Consider the following 26179-nt stretch of genomic DNA (forward strand, 5'->3'; position numbering starts at 1 on the left):
GCATTTCTCACAATCAAGCTGTATGTTTTCAAGTTGGTTGCAAAGCGGACAAACAGGCTCCATAGATGTTTCACCCCAGCGAAATGATGATTAGTATAGAAGAAGGGACGGTAAAAACCGCCCCCTCACAGCCATGTTATATGAAATTATTGTTGTTGGAAACCTTTCATTTGTTGCTGAGCGAAAGATACAAGACGCTTTGTAATTTCTCCACCAACTGAACCGTTAGCACGAGAAGTTGTGTCAGCACCGAGGTTTACACCGAACTCTTGAGCAATTTCAAGTTTCATTTGATCAATTGCTTGTGCTGCACCTTCAACAAGGATTTGGTTGCTGTTGTTGCTGTTGTTGTTTGCCATGTGTATCACCTCCTTTGTACACATAGTTTGCGACATTGGGCAATGCTTATGTATGTAATTACATGCCAATTATTAGTAAGAAAAAGAAAAAAAAGCAAAGGAGACTCCCTTGCTTAACCAATAATAACGCGTTCTTTTGGATAATGATATTTCTCTGTAATTTCCTTTCCACGTATAAGAAAAACAAGTGTAACCAGGCCAATCCTTCCGATAAACATAAGTGACATGATGACGATTTTGCCAATCGTGCTTAATTCCGGTGTTATTCCTAAAGATAAACCACATGTACCGAAAGCAGAAGCAACTTCAAAAATAATTGGCATCAGCGATAATTGCTCTGTAATCGACAAAATGATGACAGCGACCACAAACAATAATACGGCTACCGCAGATACAACAAAAGCCTTCCTCATGTCATCCTCATAAATTTCACGATTAAACACTTTAATTGATCCTTTTCCTTTCGCATAGAAAAAGATTGCCAGTAAAACAATCGCAAACGTCGTTGTTCGAATCCCGCCTCCCACACTGCTCGGCGAAGCGCCAATGAACATCGAAACACTTAAAATAAGCTGGGTCGCAAGTGTGAACTCGCTAACATCGAGGGTCGAAAGGCCCGAACTCCTCGTCGTGACAGATTGGAATAATGCATAAAAAAAGCTTTCGTGCCATGACTTTCCAACAAAAAAATGAGTCCATTCCAAAACGAGAATAAGTAAGAACCCAACTGCAATTAAGATAAAGTAAGTTGACGTCGTTAATTTTGTAAATAATGAAAAACGATAAGGCTCAGATTTCTTTTTATGCTGGAAAAAGCGTTTGATTTCAATTAACACAGGAAAACCAATCGCCCCAAGTATAATGAGGACCATATGGATAAATTGCACAAAGTAATCATGTGCAAAAGGAAGCAAGGAATTGCCAGTTATATCAAAGCCTGTGTTTGTCGTTGCACTAATCGTTGCAAAAAGTGCTTGATAATACGCTTCTTGCCAAGTTGGAAAATACGTTAAATAATAAGTGCCAAGGATAAGAAAACCGATAAATTCAATTGTTAAAATAAGCAGAAGGATTTGTTTCATTAAATTGACAAGCCCTGAAAGTGTTGGTTGATTTTGATCAGCCATAATCAGCTGGCGTTCCTTTAGCCCGATTTTTTTTCCCACTAGAATCCAAATAAACGTGCTCATCGTCATTAAACCGAGACCGCCAATTTGAATGACAATCAGTATGACAAACGTGCCAGCGACACTGAATGTGTCCGCGATCGATACAACGGTTAGCCCGGTCACACTAACAGCGCTCACTGCCGTAAAAATCCCGTCCATTACACTAAACTCAACGCCCGGTTTGTGGGCAAAAGGAAGGCTAAGCAGGATTGCGGAAATTGAAACAGCACTAAAATAAAAGATCACAAGCAGTTGAAAGGATGATAAATGATTGGATTTCATACGTCTTATTCTAGGCATTCCGCCTTCCCTTCTTTCATAACAAATATACATAATAAAATACCACTTAACAGTTTGGTTATCAATTATCCTAAAACAAAAAAGACGGGATATCCACTCGCAAATTTTGTTCTACTCGATTACAATGAAGAAGAGTTTTAATCTTGTGAAAAAGGGTGAACGAAATGGACAAGCAACAATTTTTAAACCACGTCGAAAAAGCATACGATGCTAGCAGCCAACAGCCTGAAAATGTGTTTTTATTTAAATTGTTTGATTTTAACTTTACATATGATGATGAAAAAAGGACATGTACCATCACATGCCAGGTAACCGAGCCAATGCTCAATCCTTCCGGCATCGTCCATGGCGGCATTTATACATATATTACGGATACAGCAATGGGTCATTTAAACTTTCGATATAAAGATGCTCCATATGTTTCATTGGAACTGAAAACCTCTTATTTTAAAGCGTCAAACACAGGGACAATCATTGCTACCGCCCGCTATGTGAAAGAAGGCTATAAAGTCTCATTCATGGAATGTGAAGTGAAAAATGAAAAAGGCGAGCTCATGTGTGCGACGAACGGAACCTTTTACCGATTTGAGAAAAAGTAAAGACCTAGTGAGACCACTTCTCTCGTTTTTTTTCAATAAAAGTGGGGAAAAGTAACATTAATTCGTTATGAGGAGGGGTTTCATTATGGCTGATAATAAGGATAAAGAGTTTCTGAAAGAGAATTCAAAAAATAGACAGGCTGAAGAAAACCAACGCTTGAAAGATCAAAGTCGTATCCCAGATGAACAAAATCGAATGAAATCAACAGAAAACCAATTTCGCTAATGAAAATGAAAAGATGATCTCATTTTTGCTTGAGATCATCCTTTTTGTGTAGCGTTGCCACACGCCTAACTTCCCGATCATAAATATCTTCGAAAAACCTTTTTTCCGTCGTAAGAATAAACGACCGGCTTTTCATCCACGATCGTTTCTATATGCACTTGCCTTCCCCATAACTGATAAATATAGGGCAGGACGTTTTCAAGATACGGCAGGTCAAGTTCTGTTCCTTCATAACTGTGTACTAAATATAGCTCGCCATTCCTCAGGTAATCGCCATCCGTCACCGTAATATAAGGAAAGCCGCCGTTTACACGGATAGCAACAAGCTGATCCCGTACATTTTCATAATCTTTATCCGTTATTTTATAATCCCGCCCTTGCTTTTCGAATAAATACATATCTTCTTTCTGGACGAGTTCTTTCGTTAAATAGTTCCTGATAAACGAGATGTCTGATTCGATTTCCCTCACTTCGAACAGCTTCTCTCTTCCGGAATTCGGTTCAACCCCCAATTTCTTCATTTCTTCCGTAGGATTATTGTAGCGTTCTTCAATATCTTCAAAAATTTTTAATCCAAGGTAGTATGGATTTATCGAAGTTCTTGAAGGCATAACAACTCCCGCGTTCAGTTTGGAGAATTCAATGGCTTCTTCTGTCGTTAAATCCATCTCTCTTAAAATCCGCTGATGCCAGTAAGTCGCCCATCCTTCATTCATTATTTTTGTCTCAAGCTGCGGCCAGAAATACAACATTTCTTCTCGCATCATCGTCAAAACATCACGCTGCCAATCTTCAAGCTCTCTGCTGAATTGCTCGATGAATAAAAGCAAATCTTTTTCTGGTTTTGGCGGAAACTTTTTCTTTTTAGGGACAGGCTCTTCTTTTGGAGTAAGTTTGCGATCGATCTTCCATAAATCATCGTACGGTGTTGTTTTTACGCTCTCTTCCTCTTCCGGTTCGTCGTACATATTATAATTCAGTTTAGGCCTCATAATGGAAGGGTCGATGTGCTCTTGAATCGATAATACAGCATCTAAAAATTTTTCAACTTCCTTTTTCCCATGAACCACTTCATAATGGGCGATGCGCTCGGCTGTTGCTGTCATGCTTTCGACCATGTCGCGCCTCGTATTCGAAAACCTCACATTGTTTTTGAAAAAATCACAATGCGCCAGAACATGCGCGATAATCATTTTATTTTGAATTAAGCTGTTCGTATCAAGAAGAAATGCATAGCATGGATTCGAATTAATAACAAGCTCATAAATTTTGCTCAAGCCGAGATCATAATGAAGTTTCATTTTGTGAAATTGCTTTCCAAAACTCCAGTGGGAAAAACGCGTCGGCATCCCATATGCTCCAAATGTGTAAATAATATCGGCTGGACAAACTTCGTAACGCATCGGATAAAAATCAAGCCCGAAACCCTTTGCAATTTCATTAATTTCTTCAATAGCACGGTTGAGTGCTTTTATCTCGTCCATAAAAGTAATCCCCTTTTCATCGATGGATTACTATATGGTATGAGCCGAAATACAATTAATGAACTAGTATTTTCCCGTGGATGTTCAAAAAGTACGGAGGCTCTCGTTGTCTTCCTAACGCACTATTAAGGCTTAAAAGCCATCGTTGCTTCAATTGCTTTTTTCCAGCCTTGATAAAGCTTATTTCTTTCATCGTCAGCCATTGTCGCTGTAAATGTCTTTTCGATCGAAAATTGGTCAGCGAGCTGCTTTTTATCTTTCCAGAATCCGACGGCAAGCCCGGCCAGCATCGCAGCGCCAAGTGCTGTTGTCTCATTCACTTTCGGTCGTTCAACCGACACGCCAAGAATATCGCTTTGAAACTGCATTAAAAAATCATTTTTGACTGCGCCGCCGTCAACACGAAGCGCTTTCAGCTTAATTCCAGAATCTGCTGTCATCGCATCGATCACATCTTTCGTTTGATAGGCAAGGGATTCTAGTGTTGCTCGAATAACATGTTCTTTTTTTGTTCCTCTCGTTAAGCCAAATACCGCACCTCTAGCATCACTGTCCCAATAAGGTGTGCCCAATCCGACAAAGGCTGGGACAACATAGACACCATCTGTTGAAGTGATGCGTTTCGCATATTTTTCGCTGTCTTTTGAATCGTTGAGCATGCCAAGCCCATCACGCAGCCATTGAACCGCTGAACCAGCTACAAAAATGCTGCCTTCAAGCGCATACTCAACCATTCCGTCCATTCCCCAAGCAATGGTCGTAAGCAGGCCATTTTTACTTTTTACTGCTTTTTCGCCTGTGTTCATTAACATAAAGCAGCCTGTCCCATATGTATTCTTAGCCATTCCATTGTCAAAACAAGCCTGCCCGAATAATGCAGCTTGCTGATCTCCTACAGCGGAAGAGATCGGGATTTGTTCACCAAAGAAATGCTCTGGCAATGTTTTTGCATAAACAAATGAAGATGGTTTTACTTCTGGAAGCATGGCTTTTGGAATATCAAAAATTTTAAGTAATTCTTCATCCCACTTCAATTCATGGATATTATACAAAAGCGTGCGTGACGCATTTGTGTAATCTGTCACATGCACCGCGCCGCCAGACAGCTTCCAAATGAGCCATGTATCAATTGTTCCAAATAATAAATGCCCTTCTTCAGCAAGTTGTCTCGCGCCATCGACATGATCAAGAATCCATTTTAATTTTGTCCCAGAAAAATACGCGTCAATTAAAAGCCCCGTTTTATCAGAAATAAGCTGTTCATAGCCTTTAACCTTTAACTCATGACAGATATCAACGGTCTGCCTGGATTGCCATACAATGGCATGATAAATTGGCTTTCCTGTCCGTTTATCCCATACAACGGTTGTCTCCCGCTGATTCGTAATTCCCATCGCGGCAATTTCTTTTTGGGAAATATCAGAACGGTTTGAAATGACTTCCGCTATGACTGACAATGTACTGCTCCAAATCTCTTGCGCATCATGTTCCACCCAGCCAGGATTGGGAAAATGCTGCGTGAATTCTTTTTGTGCAACAGATTCTACCTCGCCAAATTTATTGAATAAAATTGCTCTCGTACTCGTTGTCCCTTGATCGATGGCCAACACATATTTTTTGCCCAAAAAACCGCCCCCTTTTTTAAACAATGATAACAGAAAAAAAGCGCTCCCGTGAAGGAACGCTTCTATTTTTGTCTCTTTAATCGAGATCCCGAATTAATGGGTTGGCCTTGATGGCTGCGAAATATCTGTTAATGCTTCTTCCGCTTTCGCATCGTGCTTCTCTTCTGTAGCGAGATCACCTAACGCAACCATGCCAATGACATGATCATTTTCAACAACAGGGAGGCGGCGAATTTGTTTTTGTGACATAAGCTGTGCCGCTTCCTCTACACTCATATTTGGCGAAACGGTTACCACATCATTTGTCATTACTTGAGAGACGGGCATCTTTTCATTTCCGCCGTCAGCCGTCGAGCGAATCGTAATATCGCGATCGGTAATCATTCCAGTTACACGATTATTTTCCACAACAGGAATAGCACCGATATTATGCTGGTGCATTAATTGGGCAGCTTCTTCAATGCTTTGTTCTGGCGAAACGGAAATTACTGATTTTGTCATGATGTTTTCGATCGTGTGTTGTTGCATATGATCATCTCCTTTCGCCTCTATTTTGTCCATGTTTGGCATCATTATTTTTCCTTTTTTTAGTGCGTGTTCAAACCGGACTTTTTGAATATCCTCTTACACAGCAACCGATTGTTTTTGGAAGAAGCTCTTTAATGCATAGTACACGTCGCGTTTGTCTTTCAAGATGTAATGCCTGAACTTTGGGTTGTCAATATTTTTATAAGCTGTCATTAATGTCGAATGTCGGCTATACGCATTAACTTCCCCATAGCCAAACATGTTCGAAACTTCCATGATGTCATTAACAAGCTTGAGGCATCTTTGGTTGTCAGATGTTAAGTTATCTCCATCCGAAAAATGGAATGGATAAATATTGTATCGAATAGGATTGTATTTCTCTTCAATCAATTCCAATGCTTTCCGGTAAGCAGACGAACAAATTGTCCCTCCGCTCTCCCCCTTGGAGAAAAAGTCTTCTTCCGATACGACTTTCGCTTCGGTATGATGGGCAATAAACTCCATTTCAACTGATTCGTACTGGGTGCGTAAAAATCGTGTCATCCAGAAAAAGAAGCTTCTTGCCATATACTTTTCCCAATTTCCCATCGAGCCACTAGTATCCATCATGGCAATGACTACCGCTTTTGACTCGGGTTTAATGACATCATTCCATGTCTTAAATCGCAAATCATCGTCAGAAATGGGTGCAATGCTCTTTTTACCTTTTCTCGCGTTTCTTTTTAATGCAGCAAGGATCGTGCGTTTCTTGTCAATGTTCCCCATTAAGCCTTTTTTTCTAACGTCGTTAAATTCAATTTTTTCTGTCGCAATCTCTGCCTGTTCCTTTTGTTTTAAGTTAGGGAGCTCCATTTCTTTAAAAAGGGCTTCCTCAAGTTCAGCAAGTGAAACATCCGCTTCATAATAATCATATCCAGGTTTGTCACCTGCCTGCTGTCCTTTTCCCGCCCCTGGCTTTCCTTGGCCATAATCCGGTTCACGAGCGACAACATCCCCAACTTGGCTGTCTCCTTCGCCTTGCCCAACGTGTTTTGTTTTATTGTAGTTATATCTAATTTTAAATTCATCTAGTGAACGAATTGGAATTTTAACAACTCCACGGCCACTTGATAAAATAATGCTTTCTTCGCTTACTAAATCAGGTAAGTTGTTTTTTATTGCTTCTTTTACTTTCTCCATATGCCTATCTTGATCTTGGTAACCTTTGCGGTGGAGGGACCAGTTTTCCTTGGAGACAACAAAGCTTGAATCTTGGTTTTCCTGCACAATTTCCCCTCCTCTTAATCAGAATACGCCTTGGCGTATTTGTACCTAGATTTCTGCAGTTAAACAACTTGTTTCTTTTATCTTATGCAGACAAAACAAATTATTGCAAAAAATCATCTATGCTTCTTAACTAAAATTCAAATTTTTACTTTTTTTGAACAAAAAACAAGGCTCATTCTATTCGGAATATGCCTTGTTAGTTAAACTTTGTTTGAAAACTTTCAATTGGCCAATAGCGCAAATCAACGATACCTACAACTTCCTTTTTGTTTATAAAGCCAATATGCCGGCTGTCATAACTATGCCTTCGGTTGTCACCCATGACAAATAAATAGCCCTCAGGGACAGTCGATCTCCCTGTCTTTTCAAGCAAGGTAAAATCTTCAGTAAGCTGAGTATCAAACAATTGATCTTTATATTCATCCAAATAAGGTTCTTCAACTGCTTCTCCGTTTATAAATAATTGATCATCTTTATATTCAATCGCGTCACCAGCTACTCCGATCACACGTTTAATATAGTCCTCATTTGAATTCGCATGAAATACAATTAAATCAAAACGGGATGGTTCTTTAAATCCATATTCAATTTTATTTACGATCAGCCGGTTGCCTTCTTCGATTGTGGGCATCATCGATTCCCCGTGGACAATATAATTTGCAATTAGAAAATGCCTGACAAGGATAACGATTAAAAAGGAGATGAAGGCAGCCTTAAGCCAGTCTATGAAGCGGACTTCGTTATTCGGCATCTGGACTTTCTCCTTTTTTAAAAAAATAAGCAAGCATAAATTTGCTTTGACGCAAATTTAGACTATTCTGGTTTCTGACCTCTGACTTCCTAAAAGGACGCGCAAGCGTTTTTTCTTAAATATACTTTACCATTTTCTCCCGAACAACTGCAACAACAGATAAGGTAAAAAAAACGTTCTTGATAAAAAACTATCAAGAGCGTTTTTTTCAAACAGCGCCATATGAGACCGTAACGAAGAGATGCGCCGCGGATCTTCAGTGCCTTTTTGAACAACCTCTATTAGCGGTTTAGAAGGCTTCCAACATAGCGAAGCAGTTCGTTTGCCGAGACTGAATTATAGCCATATTCGTCAATCAGCCTTGCAATGACTTCATTGATTTTCTTAAGCTGTGATTCATCTGGCGTTTTTGTCGATGTTGTGATTTTTACGACATCTTTCAAATCAGCGAATAGTTTCTTTTGAATCGCTTCCCTTAATCGGTCATGAGACCTGTAGTCAAATTTTTTGCCTTTTCGGGCATAGGCAGAAATACGAATTAAAATTTCTTCTCTGAATGCCTTTTTCGCATTTTCAGATATGCCAATTTGTTCTTCAATTGAACGCATTAGTTTTTCATCAGGATTCATTTCTTCGCCTGTAATGGGGTCCCTTAGCTTATTTTTATTGCAAAACGCTTCAACGTTGTCAAGATAGTTATCCATTAATGTTTTAGCCGATTCTTCATAAGAGTAGACGAATGCTTTCTGAACTTCTTTTTTCGCGATTTCATCATATTCCCTTCTCGCAACGGAGATGTAATTCATATATTTTTCACGGTCTTCCTGTGAAATGGATGGATGTTGATCAAGCCCATCCTTTAGCGAACGGAGCACATCTAATGCATTGATTGATGGAACTTCTTTGCGGATAATTGAAGAGGAAATTCGATTGATCACATAGCGCGGATCGATTCCACTCATGCCTTCATCCTGATGTTCAACTTTCAATTCCTCGACATCCACTTGATTGAATCCTTCAATGCTTTCGCCGTCGTACAGCCTCATTTTCTTAACAAGATCGACGCCCTGCTTTTTTGATTCCTTAAGCCTTGTTAATATTGAAAAAATAGCTGCAACCTTTAATGCGTGTGGCGCGATATGCACATGGGCCATATCACTTTCTTTGATCATCTTTTCATAAATTCGTTCCTCTTGGCTGACTCGTAAATTGTACGGGATGGGCATGACGATAATTCTCGAATGCAGCGCCTCATTTTTCTTGTTTGAGATAAACGAGCGGTATTCTGCTTCGTTCGTGTGGGCAACGATAAGCTCGTCAGCAGAAATTAACGCAAATCGGCCTGCTTTAAAATTGCCTTCCTGTGTCAAAGATAGCAAATGCCATAAAAACTTCTCATCGCATTTCAACATTTCCTGAAATTCCATCATACCCCTGTTTGCTTTGTTCAGTTCCCCATCAAACCGGTAAGCTCTTGGATCAGACTCAGACCCATATTCTGCGATTGTCGAGAAGTCAATGCTGCCTGTTAAATCAGCAATATCTTGTGATTTCGGATCAGAAGGGCTGAACGTCCCGATTCCAACCCGCTTATCTTCAGAGAAAAAGATTCGCTCAATGATGACATCCTCTATACGGCCGCCATATTCCTTCTCCAGCCTCATCGTATTGAGCGGCGACAGGCTTCCTTCAATTCGAATGCCGTATTCCTTATAAAAATCTTCCCGCAAATGCTGTGGGATTAAATGGAGCGGATCCTCATGCATCGGGCATCCTTTAATCGCATAGACAGCCCCAGCGTCCGTGCGGGAATATTGTTCAAGCCCGCGCTTTAGCATGGTTACGATTGTCGATTTCCCGCCGCTGACAGGACCCATAAGCAACAAAATACGTTTGCGAACGTCAAGGCGCCTTGCGGCAGGGTGAAAATATTCTTCAACGAGTCTTTCAATGGCCTCTTCTAGACCAAATATCTGATTTCCAAAAAATTCATACCTTTTCATTCCGTCTACTTCCGTGATACCTGCATCTTTTATCATATTATATACACGAGAATGTGCGGTTTGAGCGATTTCTGGCCTTTCTTTTAGCATTTCCAAATATTCCAAGAACGTCCCTTCCCATTTCATTCGTTCCTCTTCTTCGCGGTAACTCTTTACTTTATTTAATATATCCATCTGTTCACCCTCCATTTCTGCCATGCAACCCGCCTTAATAAAGCAGGCTTGTGCTTTTTAAACAGGGGAGCTAACCGCCTGTAGCGACTTTTCTTCAATTCGAATCACACCACTTCAATTGAAATTGAGAACATGACGCCTGACTTGGTTACTTTTTATCATCGTATGCACAGGCAACTATCATGATTACAGTCTTTTTCTAATTGTCCGTTATTGAATTCTATTTCACTTTCTTTTGTTCTTAGGCTATAATAAGAATTATAATTACATAGGTGAAAACCAATTATTTAGAAATAAATTACATTCAAGGAGGCATGTAATAAAATGAGCTTTATTTTAATTTTAGGCGTCATTCTTGCATTTTTAACATCCATTTTTACTGCAGGCTACAACGATCCACCGGGATTAAAGAAAAAGTAAAAACATGATCAAAAAAACGACCTCGCAAAGTCTAGGTCGTTTTCCTTTATTTAACACCCGGGTAATCTTGCTGCCGAAGTGCTTCATAGACAAGAATCGCCGCCGTATTTGAAAGGTTTAATGCCCGAACCGAGTCTGTCATCGGCAACCTCAGGCAGCGATCGTGGTTCGCTTCAATAACTTCTGGCGGCAACCCGTTTGTTTCCCTTCCAAAAATGAAATAAAAATTTGTTTCCCTGTCTGTAAGGTCGATATCTGTATGCTTTTTCTTTCCGAATTTCGTAATATAGAAAAACTCTCCTTCATTTTTTTTATAAAATTCATCCAATGAATCGTAATAGGTTACATCCACAAATTTCCAGTAGTCAAGCCCCGCGCGCTTCAACATTTTATCATCGGTTGAAAACCCAAGCGGCCGAATCAAATGCAAAGCGGTGTTTGTTGCAGCACACGTCCTTGCGATATTTCCGGTATTTGCCGGTATTTCTGGTTGATATAAAACGACATGTAATCCCAAAACTTCTACACCCCATTATTGTTCACTGCTTCGAATGTGAAAAAATTTGTATTGAATTTGATCAGTCCAAGCGGTCGAATCTTCATATGCCCAATACCTCATTCGGCTGTTCGTCGTATGGGCATTCACGAGCGGCATGTTGTTCCCGTCTTTGGCGACGACGATCGTATTATGCTGCCACCTGCCATCTCCGTCAAAATCATAGCAAATTACATCTCCAAGTTCCAGATCATTTGGTTCAAAAACTTCTGCTGCTTGAAGGCCTGACTGCGAACCGCTTAAATACCAGCGTAAAGCATGTGCTACAGACCAGCTGAAGCTCCAATTATTATTTTGATACCACCAGCCTTTTGAACGGTTGGGATACCCTCTCATCGGCGCTCCACCGGCATGAAGGCATTGGGAGACATAATTCGTGCAATCCACATCAAATTGCCGATATGCCGGGTTGTAAGAATTCCACCATCTTTCTGCATATCTTACCGCTTGGAGCCGATCATATTTAAACCGGATGTCGCTGTCTCCGGTTTTAGGCTGTGAATCAACTTCACTCTTTTCTTGTTCAATGGTTTCTTGTGGAAATGCGATGTCATCAATTATTTTCCCCATTTTAAACACAGCCTTTCTCGGCTGCACCCTTTCTTCAATATAAAATTCATCGTTTTGTTTCATGACAAACTGATGATGAATGCCATATCGCACATGCTCTTTGCCGTCTATATAATGACAGCCTACAATTTGCGCATTTGATATGGCTTTCACAATTTTCACTTTCCGATCGGTTAATTGCTGTTTTTTGCGTTCAAATGCTGTACTTTCCTTTTGATCAAAACACAACACTTCTCTGTCATTCACAATTGACCCATTCAACTCTCCCCAGTATTCTTTCAAGGCATCATGCCAATTCATAAAAATCTCCTTCCTGAAGTAGCACTACGCCTACTTTATGATCGAAAATTGACGTTTACGCCTTGACAAGAAAAAAAGAACCATTATGAGTTCTTTTTACGAGGTAAGTCGGCGATATGGGCTTTTTTCCAAATGAAGCAAATACTCTTTTTTTTGGAGTCCGCCTCCATACCCGACAAGTGAGCCATTTGTCCCAATCACCCGGTGGCAAGGAATAATGATTGGCACTGGATTTCTATTATTTGCTCCTCCCACCGCTCTCACTGCTTTTGGCATCCCAATGGCGGCTGCAACATCTTTGTAACTCACCGTTTTACCGTAAGCTATTCCTGAAAGCTCCTCCCAAACTTTCAATTGAAAGGGCGTTCCGTGCAAATCCAATGGCAGATCGAATGTTTTTCTAATACCCGAGAAATACTCTTTCAGCTGGATCATTGCCTCTTCGACTTTTCTTTCATCGCATACAAAGTCTAATTTACTGGAGAACTTGGCCAGTTTTGTTTTTACGTTCATAAGTGCTTGGTCTTGATCCCCGAATTGCAGTGCACATATGCCTTTAGCTGATGCAAATATTGTTAGTCGTCCAATAGGACTTTCCATTCCACCATAAAAGATGATCCCGCAAGAATTCATGAACAACCCCTCTTTAAAACTCATTTTCCATAGTTTAACGAATCAGAACACCCATTGCGACTCTTTATTTTGCTTGTTTTTAAGCATGGACAACCCTTTATCGATTTCTTTTAGGACTTCTTTATCTTTTTCTTCCATTTTCTTCTTTTTAAGGGCTGTTTCAGCTTTCGGATCGCCAATTTTCCCAAGTGCCCATGCGGCCGTCCCACGAATGACTGGCCGGGGGTCTGATTCCATAACTTCAATTAACTCATCAACCGCTGTTGTATCTTTAAAATGTGCAAGCGCGAGTATCGCATTGCGCTGAATTGGCTTTTTCCCCCGCCAGGACCCGGCAATTGAACCAAATTTTTCCTTAAACTCTCTATTGCTCATTTTTAGAAGCGGTTTTAATGGGGGCATCGCAATGTCAGGATCCGGTTCAAATTCTGGATGATGATGGAAATCGAGCGTTTTATTTTTTGGACAAACGATTTGGCATTTATCCATTCCGTACAAACGATTTCCAAGTTTGTCCCTGTATTCGTCGGGTAAGAAACCCTTCGTCTGTGTTAAAAAAGCAAGACATTTCGTAGAATCGAGCTGTCCACCTTGAACGAGCGCCCCCGTTGGGCAAGCTTCTACACATTTATTGCAGGAACCGCATGAATCTGTAACTGGCTCATCTGAGGGGAATGGAAGGTTCGTTATCATTTCACCTAAGTAAACATATGAGCCAAACTCTTTTGTAATCAGTGCACAGTTTTTTCCAACATACCCGAGCCCTGCTCTCTCTGCAACTGCCCGATCAGACAATTCTCCTGTATCCACCATCGAAGTCATGATGGCTGTCGGTTCCCGTTTCTTTATAAATGCCTCTAATTTAGTTAAGCGGTCCCGAAGCACATGATGGTAGTCCATCCCCCAAGATGCGCTTGCGAAAAGTCCTCTGCGGTTATGCTTCTCATTCTTTGGTTTGTTTTTTATTCTAGAAGGATAAGCAACGGCTATCGCGATAATCGACTTTGCTTCAGGCATAAGCATTTTAGGATTCGTCCGTTTTTCGATATCTGGTTCTTCAAAACCTGACTGATAATTTAATGCCTGTTGATCACGCAGCCGCTCCTTCAACTCAACGAACGGATCTGCTGTCGTAAATCCAATTTTATCAATGCCAATCGTTCTACTATATTCGATAATTTCTTGTTTGAGTTTGTCTAACGACATCCTTCACCCCTCCTCTCTGCAAAACGCCCGCAATATGCTAAACTGAAAAAATACGTACTCCAAATAAATTATAATATGTCTAGGTTTCCTTTAGGAAGGTGAATTGTATGCCAAACTTAACCATTTCCCCAGAAATCTATAAGCTTTTTCCGCATTTTAAATTAGGTATTGTACAATATGATCATATCGTTGTTGGAGATTCACCGCAAATGTTAAGAGGCCGTTTTGAGCTTTTCCAAGAAAATACGAAACTGGAATTTGAATCAAAGTCTCCTTCAGACGATGCGGCAATTAAAGAATGGCGAAGCATCGTTAAACAATGTGGAGCTGATCCATCCAAATACAGGCATTCAGCCGAAGCTCTTTTAAGGCGGGTAAAAAAAGGGAACAGCATTCACACCGTTAATTCAGCTGTTGACCTTACGAATCTCTTTTCATTACAATATAAAATTCCATTTGGTATTTATGATTTAGAAAAAATCACAGGGCCAATCACTCTAAAAATTGGAACAGAAAATGAAAAATACGAAGCGCTCAATGGACGAGTCTATAACATGGCGAATAAATTCGTACTTTGTGATCAAAATAGTGCCTTTGGCAGCCCTTTCGTCGATTCAAATCGAACGATGGTTACGAAGGAAACGAAAAAAGCGCTGCACATTATTTATATCTGCCCTTCTATGAAGAGAGAGGAAGCACAGCAATTGGTAGGCGCAGTCGCCGAGATGTTTTTTCAACTTCACGGAGGAAATGTGAACGTACAACTTCTTTAAGAGGTTGTCCAAAAAGTCCTGAGGCTGATATATTTTTTAAATTATTCTTTACTAAAAATCTCGAAGCGCTCCCAAACATCTTCAAGTTCTTCAAGATGCTGTTCAATCTCTTTTCGTTTCCGCCTTCCAACTGCTGTGATAAGCGCATTGATCAAGCTTAACGGAGCGACAAAAGAATCAATGAACGATGGCATGTCACTTCTTGCACATAGCGCAACATGGGCATACGGAATAAGCGGGGAAAGCATGTTGTCTGTTATTGCGATAACCTTTGAACCCCGATCTCTCGCAAATGAAACCGCTTCACTCGTATTTTTCGTATAGCGTGCAAAGCTCAAGCCAATCACAAGATCATCTTCATCGATTCGAAACAGCTTTTCAGATATACCGTGAGGATTTCGAATCAATTCTGTATTTTCAAACATTAAATCCAGATAAAATTCTAAGAAGGTTCCTAATGAAACAGCACTGCGGTTTGCAATAATAAAGATTCGCTTTGCCTCAATAATCGACTCTACTGCTTTGTGAAAGGAAGCTAAATCCAATTGTTCAGCCATCATTTGAATTCTTTCCGCATCCTCCCTAAACATCTCATAGATCGCTTTCTCTTCTTTATCATAGACATCATCCGACAATTGCAGCCGTTCAACCGTTGTCAACTGCCGCTTTACAGCCTCCTGAAGCATTTGTTGAAATTCCGAATACCCACTGTAACCAAGAAAGACAGCGAAGCGGACAACCGTCGCTTCGCTTACGCCTACCATATGCGCCAACTTTCCAACAGTAAAAAAAGGAACCGAATCCGAATTGCTTAGCACATATTTAGCTATTTTTCTTTGTGACTTGCTCATTTCAGGCAGCTTTTCCGAAATAATTCGATGAACGTCAACCATGTTTTTCAAAATCCTCTCAAATCATGTAAATAGAGACCTTATTCACAGTTGGTTTAAGTTTAACAAAGAAGCTGTCAAGGCACTCCAAAGACTGCTCCTTACAATTTCTTTAATTCCTTTCATATAGATGTACAGAAAGGTTATGTGAGCCCCCGGACTTTTTGAATTACCTTCTTTATCGCTTTTTCATGCGCGTCAATCGTAAATTGCAGATCACCCCTGCTATGGACGACAGACATTGAATATCGGTTCATTGGTTTTGTATAAATGCCACGATGTAAAAGCTCATAATCAATTTTCTTCCTTAATTCTAAATCAGCTTTAGCCATATCGCGATAATTTTTGACCGGGCCGTCTGTAAATACGAGATTAAAAATACTCCCCATTCCAATCGTTTTCATCGATAGATTATACTTATTATACAACTTTTCGAGCTCTTTTCTTAGATTGTTTGATTTTCTTAATAGTTCTTCCATCGTTCCAGGCTCTTCAAGTACTTCAATTGTTGCCATACCGGCAGCTAACACAATCGGGTGCCCGTTGTACGTGCCGCTATGAAACATGACATCATCTTTCACATCGTTTTTCGCACCAGCAGTTAAAATATCCTTGCCTCGATCAGGTGACATGATCGCCATAATTTCTTTTTTGCCCCCAACTGCTCCGATCGGGAAGCCTCCTCCCAATACTTTTCCTAAAGCGGTAATATCAGGTTTGATATTGTAGATGGTCTGAGCTCCGCCTACAGTTAAACGGAAACCGGTTTTCACTTCATCAAAAATTAAAAGAATACCCAGCTCCTCGGTTATTTTTCGGAGGCCTTTCATGAATTTCTCTTCAGCTGGAATAAATCCTCCTTGAATTGGTTCTAAAATGACCGACGATAATTCATCTTTATGTTTACGTAAAATCTTTTCAGTCGCTTCCAAATCGTTAAATGGCAAAACGATCGTATGCTCTAAATGATAATCAGAGATTCCTTTTGAATCCGGAACAGGGTTTGGATTTGAAGCCTGCCCCGCTTTTCCTGCGTCTGGATTTACGCTAACGAGCATTTGATCATATCCGCCATGATAATGGCCTTCGAACTTAGCCACTTTTCTTTTTCCTGTATACGCTTCAGCTAAACGAATCGATAATAAAGTCGCTTCCAAACCTGAATTCGTGTAACGAACCATTTCAATTCCGGGGAAAAGGGTAATAAGCTTCCTTGCCATCTCCACTTCCAATTGATGGGGTGAGCCAAAGATAAATGTTCCTGACGAATTCATTTGACTTATTACAGCTTCAGCTACTCGAGAATGCCCGTGTCCCAAAATTAGAGCACCATAACACAATAGGTAATCAATATATTCGTTCCCATCAACATCAAGTAGCCTGCTGCCTTTTCCTTTTTCCATGACAAGAGGGTAAGGAGAAAAATACTTAATGTTTGCGGTCACCCCTCCAGGAATCACTTCTTTCGCATCTTGAAACGCGCGTTCAGACCCGGCTGTTCTTCCCGGGATGAAATTGTGCTTCATCACTCGAGCACTCATTATACACACCCTTTATTTGAAATATTTGTTTCATAATCATTATATTATGATGAATTTATTACATTATACGAAATAAATATTTCATTTGCCATCAAAAAGGGCGTAGTTTTTTGAAAAAAAAAGGACTTGTGAAATAAACATTTCACGAGCCCTTTTCCTTTTTGCGGTGTACCATTCTTATATCATAAAGTCATAGATATTTTTCTTTTTTCGATAACATCCTTAGGACGTCTTGATTGAATGAGCAAGATCGCTAAAATCATGATGACACCAATTATATCTTGGATATGATTTGGGGTAATAAGGCCAAGCCCGCCGATAATGAGGACGACACGTTCCCACATGTACGCTTTTCGGATAAAATAACCCATCATTCCACTGCTTACCCCAATCATCCCAACGATAGAAGTAGCTACTGAGAATACGACCGTCCAAACTTCAGCATCGATTAACAGCATTTGTGGATTCAATACAAAAATAAAAGGAATAATATACGCAGCTGTGGCAAGTTTAGTAGCGATAACACCGCTCATAAACGGATTTGCCCTTGCCAAGCCTGCACCGGCATAAGCCGCTAGACAAACTGGCGGAGTAATATCAGCTACAATTCCGAAATAAAAGACAAAAAAGTGTGCAGCCAATACCGGGACATCCAAGCCCAATATTAATGCCGGGGCAGCCATTGTTGCAGTAACAATATAGTTCGCCGTCGTCGGAAGGCCCATCCCCAGTATAAGGCACGCGATCATTGTGAACACTAATGTTAATATTAAACTTCCTCCACCAAGCGCAATAATTCCATTGGCAATCCGTCCGCCAAGCCCTGTCTGTACAACGACACCAACTATAATTCCTGCAGCAGCACAAGCTGCAATTACCGGTAGGGCGCTGCGTGCTCCTTCTTCAAAAGCATGAATAATTCCTTTAATAGACATTCTCGTTTCTTTCCGAACTAAACTCACTAAAAAGGATACAAGGATCGCAATTAATGCCGCTCTCATCGGCGTACGCCCTGTTACAAGCGTGTAGAAAATGACAACCAAAGGCAAAATAAGATACCCGCGTTCAATCATGAGCTGGCCCATTCTCGGCAATGAGTCTTTCGTAAAACCGACAATGCCCATTTTTTTTGATTCAAAATGAACACCTAAAAAAACGCCCAGAAAATAAAGCATTGCAGGAATAACCGCAACAATCATAATGTGGCTGTAAGGCGTTTCAGTATACGTTGCCATGATGAATGCTGCTGCCCCCATGACAGGTGGCATAATTTGTCCTCCCGTTGATGCACTCGCTTCCGTCGCAGCCGCAAATTCCGGCTTATAGCCAGCTTTTTTCATCATTGGAATAGTAAATGACCCTGAACCAACTGTATTTGCCACGGAACTTCCCGAGACCATTCCTTGCAAAGCACTAGCAACGACAGCTGCTTTCGCTTGCCCACCAGTAAATCTGCCCGTTATCGCAAATGCCAGATCATTAAAAAACTGGCCGACTCCAGTTCGGATTAGCATGACTCCAAATAACAAAAAAAGAAAAATAAACGTTGAAGAAACTTGGATCGGTGTACTAAAAATTCCTTTCGTCGTCAAATAGAGATCCGTTGATAATATTTCCCACGAAAATCCACGATGTGCAAATAACTTTGTTGGAATATGGTTGCCAAATAATGCATATAGAATGGCTGCTCCGGCTACGAAAACAATTGGAAGGCCGACACATCTTCTTGCCGCTTCCAACACAAGCAATACACCGAGCGTTGCCACGATGTAATCCATCATTGTATAGCCGAATACGATTTTTTGGCTGACAAGCTCATCATAAAAGATAACATTATAATATCCAACGCCTAACGCAACAATCGCTAGGATCGCATCATACCACGGAACACCCTTTTGCTTGCGTTGCAAACCTTTCTTTATGGGATAAAGCAAAAAAATCAGCCCTAGTGCGGTCCCTAAATGGATGGGACCTTGAATCCGTGCTTCAAATGCCCCTCGATAACCCGTAAACAAATGAAACAACGTCAATGAGACGGCAAGGAACATCACAATCCATGACCATTTTCCAAGGTTCCTTCGATAAGTGCTTTCCCTGTCATATTTTTCTAATATTTCATCAACAGATACATCATCGATTTGTTCATTTTTTGTTCCTTCTTTTTTACTCATCACATCACCACCTATATGATTTAAAGGAATACGCTGACCATCCTTCCTATTTTTAAAAAAGGACCGGACACGAAGTGTCTGGTCCTTGCAAATAGAATATTAAAGCATTCTTATTTAATACCGGCTTCTTCATAATACTTTTCAGCACCTGGATGAAGCGGCAGATCCCCGAGACCGTTTAACGCATTTTCCTTCGTCATATGCTTTGCTTGTGGATGTGTATTTTCATCAGCATTTTCAATCATGACTTTAGCCAATTGATAAGCTAGATCATCATCAACCTTGTCAGTGTTCGCGACGAGTACAGCAAAGGCCGAAACAGCTGAAATATCTTCTTCCTGCCATTCATAGGAGCCTGCTGGAATCGTATAAGAAGAATAGCCGCTATTTTCTTCGATATATTTGATTGCCTCATCTGTAACAGGCAAAAATTTCACATCTTTAACAGAAGCCTGCAATTCATCAATTCCTGCATCTGGAAGGCCTAACAGGCCGAAGGAGGCATCGATTGTTCCGTCTTGCAATTTTGACTTCGCATCTCCAAAGCCTTCTTGATATGCTTCATAATCACCGTCTTTAATGCCAAACGCTTCAAGAACAATTTTTGTTGCTGTCTGTGTCCCACTTCCCGGCGGCCCAATCGCCACACGCTTCCCTTTTAAATCTTCGATGCTGTTAATGCCCGTGCTTTCACGTGTGACAATCTGAAGCACCTCTGGATAAATATGGCCGATAAAAGCAAAGTTTTCAACTTTCTTTCCTTCGAAATCCCCTACTCCATTCATCGCATCATAAGCTGGAAGGTTTACGGTCATGCCAAGGTCAAATTCACCTTTCCAAATCTTTGCCAAGTTTTCAACGGACGCACCTGACTCTGTTGATGTTACGTTCACATTGTCAATGTTTTTATTCCATACATTTGCCATCTCGGCACCTAGCGGAAAATACGTCCCGCCTTGGCTGCCCGTTCCCATCAGGAGATCGACAGTGCCGCCAGCTTTGCTTTCGCTCTTTTCTTTTTCTCCTTCATTTTCATTCGCGGTTTCATCGCCGCCTCCTCCGCCGCATGCCGCTAAAGCAAGCAGAGTGAGCATCAATAGAAATGATAAAAGTCCATACTTTTTCTTAAACATTCTACAGTTCCCCCTCTTCTGGTTTTTGTAATGCCTTTAGTTATACTTAGGCGAATAGGCTCAGAATTATGAATACTTCCTTTATATCGTAACATAATTCAACGAAAGAAGTCTAAAAATTGCCTTTTTTTAATTAAACCTAAAATGTTACAGACGATTAAACCTTACTAGTTTTTTACAATTTTCCTGCTATTTTTTAATAGATTTTTGGTAAATTCATAATCCATTCTGTCCAGCTTATCACAGTAGATGCTCTCCGGAAATACGTGCTTTCGGAGTTTATATTATATAAATCGCACTCCTTCATTATTTGAATCACTCTTTTCCGTTCCGGCATTTTGGAAGTGTTTAGATATTCCTGGAATACACGTTTAAATGGTTCATGGGCGAAGATGCTTCCAGCCAGTTTTAAATATTTTTCTTTCGTTCGATTTAGCATGATTTCTCTGCCTATTGATGTAAGCCTAAACATGACCTGTTTATTTTTATTGATATATCGTTCGACAAGATCCAAATATATCGCAGCGGTCGTGTAGTAATTCGTTTGCCTCGCATCAAAGTCATAATTCAATGTAATATCTTCTTTGCTCAAATCATTTTCCACAAGCAATCCTAGCAAATCAACGATCCTTGGAAAAGAGTCTGCCTGTGGAAAGGGAATTTGGGGTTCAGCCTGTGTTCGAATGGAATGAAATAATGCGGCAACATCATCAAATGTTATATTCTCATGGGCAATAATATAATCTTTTTGTTCAATAAGCCTAAGTGAGTTATAGCGGTTAGCATCTGTGAATTCATAAACAAAAAAACTAAAAATATCATTGGAATACGTAAAAAAGACGGGCTTCACTTCTTTGTATGTTTTCTCTCGCCATAACCGATACGGATAATAAATTTGCCTGACTAAAAAATCATCCACTTTTTCATTTTTGGCTTCAACAATCATAAATTTGGTTTTGCTCTCATACCCACCGTCGATTTCAACTTGTGAATTTTTAATCTCAATGAGACGTTCAAGCCCACTTCTTGTACGAATCGTAAAGCCAAATTCTTTCGAAGACATTCTCCCCGAGATAGTTTGTTCAGGTTCTTCTCCTAAAACATCTGCCATCATTCCGGTTACGTGGGCACAATGAAGAGCCGAACTTTCCGAATAGAGATTCGTTGGATCAATCGTCGTAATATGGCTCGGAAAAGGAACCTGAACGGGCTTTAGATTTTTGTCGTAATTCACTTTGCTGTAGACGTCAAATTCCCCGATGACATAGCTTGACCGAGAAATCGGCAAAATCGACAAGCCGTTCTCCTTAAATAGTGTCGGAAGATTTTTATAGTGATCAAATTTTGCCATTAACCTCGGTTCCCGTTCTTTTCTTATCTCTTTCGCTTGAATTTCAAAAAAACCATTCTTTTGAACGTTATTTAAAATATCATGGCGCTGAAACAGCACTTCCCATGCCTTGTCCGTTTTACTCATAATTTCTTACCAGCACCTCCGGTATTTTCCCCCTGCCAGAAGACTTTGAATTGATATTCCTGCTCGCTTGAACGATCTCAATTTTATAATCCTTGTACAGTCCCAAAATAAAATCAGTAGAAGAATTGCTAAGAAGCACCTTGCAGCCCCGCTTGTCTAAATCAACAAAAAGGTCTCTTAATCGTAGTTGCTCTTCCTTTCCAAATCCATTTAAACTGTAGCTTGTAAAAGATGAAGTGTTGGAAACGGGATCATACGGAGGATCAAGATATACAAAATCGCCTTCCTGCGCATGACAAACTGCCTTTTCAAAATCGGTGTTTAATATTGTAACCTTATGATCTTTTAAAAAATGGTGTACTGCCCTTAAAACCGTTTCATTTACAATCTTCGGATTTTTATATTGTCCGAAAGGAACATTGAACTGGCCTTTGCTATTGACGCGGAACAACCCGTTAAAGCATGTTTTATTCAAAAAGATGATACGGGATGCCCGCTGGACAGGCGAAAGCTCATGATAATCGTCCCTGCGGTCGATGTTTCTTATTTCATAAAAATAATCCTTCTCATTTTTATGTTTTTTCAAATCTTCTATAAGCTCATCAACATGATCACGGATGACCATATATGTATTAATTAATTCCTTATTTACATCATTAATGACTGCAACGCTCGGTTGAAGGTCAAATAAAACAGCCCCCGCCCCAACGAATGGCTCGTAATATGTATTGCAATAGACTGGAACATACTTTCGTATTTCGGGAAGCAACTGACGCTTTCCGCCAGCCCACTTCAAAAATGGCTGTGCAGCGGTTAATTCATCTACCAAATCGATCTCTCCCTAAAAAACAAACGTTCTTATCCTATCATAACATGTTTATGAAGGGAAAAAGCTTGGAATCAAATGATTTTAATTGAAGCAATAATATGAAAAATGACCAGAATTCTCATTTCTTTCTTACGCTTTGATATTGAAAAACTTTGAAAGTCGGACAAGAATATGAAACATTACATTCAATAAAGGGAACCTCTTTTTAATATATAAAAGGGACTTAAAGAATTTTTAAGGAGCAGTCTTTTGAGTTTGAACATCAAAACGTAGAAAGCTGGAGGGCGGCCATTATTATTTTACTTGCAGGCGCCCGGAAGCTTGCGGAGTGTCTTGGACGCTTCTTTGTCAAACTCAAACCAACTATTGATTAAAATTCTTTTATTCACATATATAGTTCCGTGAAGAAATTGGGAAAAGATAAAGGTAAGAAGAAGGAAGGTGATGGAGTGACCTACATCTTTAGATATGCCATATTAATTGTTTTTTCTGTTGTACTCGGGTTCGCTTTAAATATGTTTTTGCTCCCCCATGAAGTATTATCCGGCGGAATTACCGGCCTAGCGATGGTTTTTGGTTTGCTTACGCCCATTAACACAGGGATTTGGCTTTTGGTGTTAAATATTCCAATTTTTATTATTGGCTGGATGAGGCTGGGAAAAGCTTTTATATTAAACAGTATCTTGTCCGTTGTGATTACATCGCTTTCCATGCAATACATCCCGCTTATAAAAATAACCGATGATGCCCTATTGTCTGCCATCTTCGGCGGAGTCATTTCAGGAATTGCAATTGGCCTGATCGTGCGTTTCTACGGATCAACCGGCGGATTTGATATCATTGGCCTTGTCCTTACCAGAAAGATTGATATACCGCTTGGCGGCTTGATTTTTGGTTTAAATAGTATTGTCGTGTTCATCTCGGGATTTATCTTTTCTTGGGATTTGGCATTATATACAATGGCCTCTATCTACGTGACTGGCGTTGTCATGGATCGGATTCATACAAGACATATTAAATTAAGCCTAATGGTTGTTACAACCCGTACCGAAGAATTAAAGAGCGCACTTATCAAGAATTTAGTCCGGGGCATCACCGTAATGAACGGACGGGGAGCTTATTCCAATAAGGAAAACAACGTATTGTATACCGTCATTACCCGATATGAATTAGCAATGGTCAAAAGCCTAATCAAAGAAATTGATCCAAAGGCATTTGTCAGCATCAGTGAAACCGTAGAAGTGCTTGGGAATTTTAGAAGATCGTAAAAGCAGAATGATATCGCAATTTATCTAAACCGTATACAACAACATCCCTATACCAAATGGTCTTTTGTTAAAGGTTTTATTCCAAATTTGTTTTGCCAAAAGAAAAAAACCATGGTGAACCTGTTCGAACACTGTATTTAAGAACATCTTGATAATTTACCTGTCTCAAATCTCAAATATACCGTGGCGGAATTAACTGCTTATTGTTTCACATGCGGAAATATTAATGATATGGTCAACCCTGAACCAAGCTCTGATTTTGCATCCAACTGAATTGCTAAATCATAAGCCATCTTGCTCACTAAGAAGAGTCCCATACCCGTTGCTTGCCTTGTATAAGTACCTCTCCTTCCAGTAAAGCCCTTATCAAAAATAAATGGTAAATCTTCTTCAGATACACCAGGTCCATTATCACTAATATGTAAAACGGTTTTACCACTCACTTTGTCATAAACCGTTTCAAATTTCAAAATTGGAAAATCCTGATTATGTGCAACGTGTTTCGTACTATTAGCGATTATTTGTTCTAATATAAAAGCTAAGCCTTTGCGGTCGGAAAAAATTTCCATCTCCTCACCTATGAACTGTATTTGAAAACCGGATTCATCTAGTAATGTTTGATGGTCTTCAATTGTCTGTTTACAAAAGGCTAGTAAGTTTATAGACTCAAAAATATAATCTTTATGAGCAGCCCCAAGTCTTGCAAAATACAAAATTCGTTCTACGTCTCCAAGCATTTGATCTCTAATATGAAGCATACGCTGTCTAACAAGCGGAGACATTTCGTCACTGCGGTTATCCAATACCAATGTCATCAATGACAGAGGCTTTTTAATTTCGTGGACCCATCCTTCTATATAGTTTTCATAATCGGCCAGTTCAATAACTTGCCTATTAAGTTCCGCATGATTTAATCTTATGACGCTTCCCATTCTACGGATAAACGACCAATGTGTCTTAGGAGATACCCGGCACAACTTTTCTTCGTTCGTCTCATTCGCTTCTAATAAAAAATCTTGAAAGGCAGCTTCGATTATTTGTTGCTTTCTAATGATCACGAATACAGATAACGAAATCATTGCTAGCGTAAAAACAATCATGAGCCCTACTAACACCTTAAACGTTTCTGGATAAGCCAACCAAGCTAAAAAAATAAATAGAAGATTTGTAGAAATTAACATAAGAAACCATAGTTTATAAGCAAGAAAACAATCATAAATTTGCTTTATCCATTTCATCGTTTCACTTGTCCCCTAAGTCGATACCCCTGGCCCCTTACTGTCTCAATTTGATTCTCCAAGCCCAATTGTCGTAGTGCCTTTCGTAAGCGAGTGAGATTTACTTGAAGTGCATTTTCGTCTATATATTGGTCTGTTCCCCATAAAAGTTCACTCAGTGCCCTTTTGGATACAACCTCAGGCCTATTCTGTACTAGAGCCAATAAAATTTTTCCTTCATTCGCTGATAATAATAACGATTGGGGTCCCTTATATAGGGTAAACGTATTTGGGTCTAGCGAAAAACTGCCACCATCTATCAAGCCTGGTTGCCCTTCAAATCTTCTAAGCAAGTTCTGAATGCGCGCTAACAATCTATCCCGATTGAATGGTTTTGTGAGATAATCATCTGCACCTAAATGAAGACCATGTAATTCATCTTGTAACTTATCTCTAGATGTAAGAATCAATATTGGAGCAATTCCTTTTGATTTTAGACTTTTACATATTTCAAATCCTGATTGTTCCGGTAAGTTGATGTCTAATAAGACTAAGTCTGGTGCTAAAGTGGCTATTTGAGCAACTACATCATGAAAGTCTGTAATTGCCGTCACTTCAAACCCTTCTTTTTGCAATATATCGATTAATTCTTCCCTCATCCATACATCATCTTCAACAATTGTAATCCTCGCCACTTCAGCACCTCCTAAG

At 39.9% G+C, this 26179-nt stretch carries 24 protein-coding genes; 4 read left to right on the plus strand and 20 right to left on the minus strand.

Translation table 11 applies throughout. The features are described 5' to 3' along the window. Positions 1-146: 146 nt before the first annotated feature. A complete protein-coding gene (locus DCC39_RS10055; protein WP_116554770.1) occupies positions 147-359 on the minus strand; it encodes an alpha/beta-type small acid-soluble spore protein in 213 nt (70 codons plus the stop codon). A 113-nt stretch (positions 360-472) separates the two neighbouring features. After that, positions 473-1819, minus strand: a complete 1347-nt coding sequence (locus DCC39_RS10060) for a TrkH family potassium uptake protein (RefSeq protein WP_116554840.1) — start codon at positions 1817-1819, stop codon at positions 473-475. Positions 1820-1992: 173 nt separating this feature from the next. Here DCC39_RS10060 and DCC39_RS10065 point away from each other — a divergent pair, with 173 nt between their 5' ends. Together DCC39_RS10065 and DCC39_RS19110 are read left to right on the plus strand one after the other, a co-directional pair. Continuing rightward, positions 1993-2427 carry a PaaI family thioesterase gene (locus DCC39_RS10065; RefSeq protein ID WP_116554771.1) on the plus strand — a complete coding sequence of 145 codons (435 nt, stop codon included), beginning with the start codon at positions 1993-1995 and terminating at the stop codon, positions 2425-2427. Between the two features lie 85 nt (positions 2428-2512). Further along, positions 2513-2653, plus strand: coding sequence for a hypothetical protein (locus DCC39_RS19110; protein WP_165820833.1), 141 nt, complete (start codon positions 2513-2515; stop codon positions 2651-2653). 77 nt (positions 2654-2730) lie between these two features. Here DCC39_RS19110 and DCC39_RS10070 read toward each other — a convergent pair whose 3' ends face one another. From DCC39_RS10070 to queG, 10 genes are all read right to left on the minus strand, one after another. Continuing rightward, complete coding sequence (locus tag DCC39_RS10070) at positions 2731-4137, minus strand: SpoVR family protein (protein WP_116554772.1); 1407 nt, start codon at positions 4135-4137, stop codon at positions 2731-2733. A 125-nt stretch (positions 4138-4262) separates the two neighbouring features. Continuing rightward, on the minus strand, positions 4263-5762 hold the full coding sequence (gene glpK, locus DCC39_RS10075) for a glycerol kinase GlpK (RefSeq protein ID WP_116554773.1): 1500 nt from the start codon (positions 5760-5762) through the stop codon (positions 4263-4265). 93 nt (positions 5763-5855) lie between these two features. Continuing rightward, entirely contained in the window at positions 5856-6290 is a 435-nt protein-coding gene (locus tag DCC39_RS10080; protein ID WP_116554841.1) for a CBS domain-containing protein, read from the minus strand. Positions 6291-6386: 96 nt separating this feature from the next. Beyond that, the gene (gene yhbH / locus DCC39_RS10085; protein ID WP_116554774.1) at positions 6387-7556 is read right to left on the minus strand and encodes a sporulation protein YhbH; all 1170 of its coding nucleotides are present in this window, start codon (positions 7554-7556) and stop codon (positions 6387-6389) included. A 196-nt stretch (positions 7557-7752) separates the two neighbouring features. After that, on the minus strand, positions 7753-8307 hold the full coding sequence (gene lepB / locus DCC39_RS10090; protein ID WP_116554775.1) for a signal peptidase I: 555 nt from the start codon (positions 8305-8307) through the stop codon (positions 7753-7755). 281 nt (positions 8308-8588) lie between these two features. Continuing rightward, positions 8589-10484 (minus strand): PrkA family serine protein kinase, encoded by a 1896-nt coding sequence (locus DCC39_RS10095; RefSeq protein WP_116554776.1) that lies wholly within the window; start codon positions 10482-10484, stop codon positions 8589-8591. 466 nt (positions 10485-10950) lie between these two features. Then, the gene (gene trmL / locus DCC39_RS10100) at positions 10951-11421 is read right to left on the minus strand and encodes a tRNA (uridine(34)/cytosine(34)/5-carboxymethylaminomethyluridine(34)-2'-O)-methyltransferase TrmL (RefSeq protein ID WP_116554777.1); all 471 of its coding nucleotides are present in this window, start codon (positions 11419-11421) and stop codon (positions 10951-10953) included. Between the two features lie 15 nt (positions 11422-11436). Further along, positions 11437-12330 carry an amidase domain-containing protein gene (locus DCC39_RS10105; RefSeq protein WP_116554778.1) on the minus strand — a complete coding sequence of 298 codons (894 nt, stop codon included), beginning with the start codon at positions 12328-12330 and terminating at the stop codon, positions 11437-11439. Between the two features lie 96 nt (positions 12331-12426). Beyond that, complete coding sequence (locus DCC39_RS10110; protein WP_116554779.1) at positions 12427-12963, minus strand: methylated-DNA--[protein]-cysteine S-methyltransferase; 537 nt, start codon at positions 12961-12963, stop codon at positions 12427-12429. A 42-nt stretch (positions 12964-13005) separates the two neighbouring features. Further along, positions 13006-14169 carry a tRNA epoxyqueuosine(34) reductase QueG gene (gene queG / locus DCC39_RS10115; protein ID WP_116554780.1) on the minus strand — a complete coding sequence of 388 codons (1164 nt, stop codon included), beginning with the start codon at positions 14167-14169 and terminating at the stop codon, positions 13006-13008. A gap of 107 nt (positions 14170-14276) precedes the next feature. Between queG and DCC39_RS10120 the strand changes: the two genes are divergently transcribed. Continuing rightward, entirely contained in the window at positions 14277-14942 is a 666-nt protein-coding gene (locus DCC39_RS10120; RefSeq protein WP_116554781.1) for a B3/B4 domain-containing protein, read from the plus strand. 41 nt (positions 14943-14983) lie between these two features. Here the strand turns inward: DCC39_RS10120 and DCC39_RS10125 are convergent, their stop codons facing one another. The 6 genes from DCC39_RS10125 to DCC39_RS10150 all read right to left on the minus strand — a co-directional run bounded on the left by DCC39_RS10125 (position 14984) and on the right by DCC39_RS10150 (position 22983). Continuing rightward, entirely contained in the window at positions 14984-15835 is an 852-nt protein-coding gene (locus tag DCC39_RS10125) for a MurR/RpiR family transcriptional regulator (protein ID WP_116554782.1), read from the minus strand. A 140-nt stretch (positions 15836-15975) separates the two neighbouring features. After that, on the minus strand, positions 15976-17373 hold the full coding sequence (locus DCC39_RS10130) for an aspartate aminotransferase family protein (RefSeq protein ID WP_116554783.1): 1398 nt from the start codon (positions 17371-17373) through the stop codon (positions 15976-15978). Positions 17374-17555: 182 nt separating this feature from the next. Next, a complete protein-coding gene (locus tag DCC39_RS10135; protein WP_116554784.1) occupies positions 17556-19544 on the minus strand; it encodes a TRAP transporter permease in 1989 nt (662 codons plus the stop codon). A gap of 110 nt (positions 19545-19654) precedes the next feature. Beyond that, the gene (locus DCC39_RS10140; RefSeq protein ID WP_116554785.1) at positions 19655-20677 is read right to left on the minus strand and encodes a TAXI family TRAP transporter solute-binding subunit; all 1023 of its coding nucleotides are present in this window, start codon (positions 20675-20677) and stop codon (positions 19655-19657) included. 196 nt (positions 20678-20873) lie between these two features. Further along, entirely contained in the window at positions 20874-22154 is a 1281-nt protein-coding gene (locus tag DCC39_RS10145; protein ID WP_116554786.1) for a type II restriction enzyme, read from the minus strand. Then, positions 22147-22983: a DNA adenine methylase gene (locus DCC39_RS10150; protein ID WP_116554787.1), complete on the minus strand. Its 837-nt coding sequence runs from the start codon at positions 22981-22983 to the stop codon at positions 22147-22149. Before DCC39_RS10150 ends, DCC39_RS10145 begins: the two co-directional genes overlap by 8 nt. A 458-nt stretch (positions 22984-23441) precedes the next feature. On the opposite strand from DCC39_RS10150, the gene DCC39_RS10155 reads away from it, so the two are divergent. Further along, on the plus strand, positions 23442-24251 hold the full coding sequence (locus DCC39_RS10155) for a YitT family protein (RefSeq protein WP_116554842.1): 810 nt from the start codon (positions 23442-23444) through the stop codon (positions 24249-24251). A gap of 200 nt (positions 24252-24451) precedes the next feature. Here the strand turns inward: DCC39_RS10155 and DCC39_RS10165 are convergent, their stop codons facing one another. Together DCC39_RS10165 and DCC39_RS10170 are read right to left on the minus strand one after the other, a co-directional pair. After that, positions 24452-25489, minus strand: a complete 1038-nt coding sequence (locus DCC39_RS10165; protein ID WP_116554788.1) for a sensor histidine kinase — start codon at positions 25487-25489, stop codon at positions 24452-24454. Continuing rightward, positions 25486-26163 carry a response regulator transcription factor gene (locus tag DCC39_RS10170; RefSeq protein WP_116554789.1) on the minus strand — a complete coding sequence of 226 codons (678 nt, stop codon included), beginning with the start codon at positions 26161-26163 and terminating at the stop codon, positions 25486-25488. The genes DCC39_RS10165 and DCC39_RS10170 overlap by 4 nt, the downstream gene beginning before the upstream one ends. Positions 26164-26179: the final 16 nt, after the last annotated feature.

It is taken from the genome of Pueribacillus theae (genome assembly GCF_003097615.1).
In the GTDB taxonomy this organism is placed as follows: domain Bacteria; phylum Bacillota; class Bacilli; order Bacillales; family UBA6769; genus Pueribacillus; species Pueribacillus theae.

Bases quoted from the DNA above. Each gene is read 5' to 3' on its own strand.
- DCC39_RS10135 (WP_116554784.1), bottom strand. From the start codon at position 19,544: ATGAGTAAAAAAGAAGGAACAAAAAATGAACAAATCGATGATGTATCT.
- DCC39_RS10145 (WP_116554786.1), bottom strand. From the start codon at position 22,154: ATGAGTAAAACGGACAAGGCATGGGAAGTGCTGTTTCAGCGCCATGAT.
- DCC39_RS10065 (WP_116554771.1), top strand. From the start codon at position 1,993: ATGGACAAGCAACAATTTTTAAACCACGTCGAAAAAGCATACGATGCT.
- DCC39_RS10165 (WP_116554788.1), bottom strand. From the start codon at position 25,489: ATGAAATGGATAAAGCAAATTTATGATTGTTTTCTTGCTTATAAACTA.
- queG (WP_116554780.1), bottom strand. From the start codon at position 14,169: ATGTCGTTAGACAAACTCAAACAAGAAATTATCGAATATAGTAGAACG.
- DCC39_RS10070 (WP_116554772.1), bottom strand. From the start codon at position 4,137: ATGGACGAGATAAAAGCACTCAACCGTGCTATTGAAGAAATTAATGAA.
- lepB (WP_116554775.1), bottom strand. From the start codon at position 8,307: ATGCCGAATAACGAAGTCCGCTTCATAGACTGGCTTAAGGCTGCCTTC.
- DCC39_RS10140 (WP_116554785.1), bottom strand. From the start codon at position 20,677: ATGTTTAAGAAAAAGTATGGACTTTTATCATTTCTATTGATGCTCACT.
- DCC39_RS10095 (WP_116554776.1), bottom strand. From the start codon at position 10,484: ATGGATATATTAAATAAAGTAAAGAGTTACCGCGAAGAAGAGGAACGA.
- DCC39_RS10130 (WP_116554783.1), bottom strand. From the start codon at position 17,373: ATGAGTGCTCGAGTGATGAAGCACAATTTCATCCCGGGAAGAACAGCC.
- DCC39_RS19110 (WP_165820833.1), top strand. From the start codon at position 2,513: ATGGCTGATAATAAGGATAAAGAGTTTCTGAAAGAGAATTCAAAAAAT.
- DCC39_RS10110 (WP_116554779.1), bottom strand. From the start codon at position 12,963: ATGAATTCTTGCGGGATCATCTTTTATGGTGGAATGGAAAGTCCTATT.
- DCC39_RS10080 (WP_116554841.1), bottom strand. From the start codon at position 6,290: ATGCAACAACACACGATCGAAAACATCATGACAAAATCAGTAATTTCC.
- DCC39_RS10120 (WP_116554781.1), top strand. From the start codon at position 14,277: ATGCCAAACTTAACCATTTCCCCAGAAATCTATAAGCTTTTTCCGCAT.
- DCC39_RS10105 (WP_116554778.1), bottom strand. From the start codon at position 12,330: ATGAATTGGCATGATGCCTTGAAAGAATACTGGGGAGAGTTGAATGGG.
- DCC39_RS10055 (WP_116554770.1), bottom strand. From the start codon at position 359: ATGGCAAACAACAACAGCAACAACAGCAACCAAATCCTTGTTGAAGGT.
- DCC39_RS10125 (WP_116554782.1), bottom strand. From the start codon at position 15,835: ATGGTTGACGTTCATCGAATTATTTCGGAAAAGCTGCCTGAAATGAGC.